Below are 839 nucleotides of genomic sequence, written 5' to 3' on the forward strand. Positions count from 1 at the left end.
TCCTTCAGTACGCTTTTCCTTCAGTACGCTTTAGTCAGGGATTAGCGAGTCAATTCGCAGGTCAGTCCTTGCGAAGCTCGAACTTGATTGAAACTTGCAAAAGCTGTTTTCCGGTATCGTCACGCACCTTGAACGTGAGTTCCCGGTAGGCACCGTCAGGCAGCACTTCGTTGGCCATGTCCACCAGCGCCCTTACTGCCTCGTCCTTCGCGGCGTCGAAGCTCCTTAGCTCCGTCCCTTCCGTGTCTGGGTATTCAGTGCCTGTGTCGTAGAAGTCGAAGAAGTAGAGAGCCATCAACCCCAACTTGCGACACCGATAAATGTTCAACCTAAAAAGGACGACCCCAAGGAGATCGGCGACAAGGTGCGGGTGGAGACGATCACGCCGAAGGGGAAGAGGCGCTAACCGGCGATCGCCAGTCCGAGCCCTACACCAAGGCCGATGGCAACGTTACAAGCAGCTTGCTGGCAAGATTGAGGGCGAAGGCGCGGACCGCGATCCAGGCGTCCCAATGGGGCTCTCTGAGGGCAGAGGAAAGGTCGTCGAAAACCGTGTCCATACCCTCACCATAGATCGAAACCGCGATTCTGTGAATCCCCACCTCGATGGCGTTATCGCACCAGTAGATTGTAGCTCGGTTCCTCACAGTGATAGACGCGGCATTGGCCGTCGCGGGTTGGAACGGCGGCGGACATCGGCACGTCGGGCCAGTCGCACTCATTGCCGAACTGGCGCACATAGCGGTCATATGTGTTGGGGCCGGTGGTCAGCACCACGGCGTGCCGGCTCTGGATCAACTGCTGAAGCTGCTCGCAGCTCATCGTGCGCGTGTCGGGCC

Annotated in this window: 2 protein-coding genes; both read right to left on the bottom strand. The window is 58.2% G+C overall.

The window, feature by feature from the left end:
* Positions 1 to 61: 61 nt before the first annotated feature.
* Positions 62 to 295 carry a DUF6894 family protein gene (locus tag AC1D2G_RS34395; protein WP_477419643.1) on the bottom strand — a complete coding sequence of 78 codons (234 nt, stop codon included), beginning with the start codon at positions 293 to 295 and terminating at the stop codon, positions 62 to 64.
* 317 nt (positions 296 to 612) lie between these two features.
* Positions 613 to 839, bottom strand: a 227-nt coding sequence (locus tag AC1D2G_RS34400) for a hypothetical protein (protein WP_477399280.1), incomplete at its 5' end; no start/stop codon positions are given.

The sequence above is a fragment of the Mesorhizobium sp. P2_C7 genome, assembly GCF_056404515.1.

What these genes read in the sequence shown, in the direction of transcription:
- AC1D2G_RS34395 (WP_477419643.1), bottom strand. Translation starts at nt 295, where the DNA reads ATGGCTCTCTACTTCTTCGACTTCTACGACACAGGCACTGAATACCCA.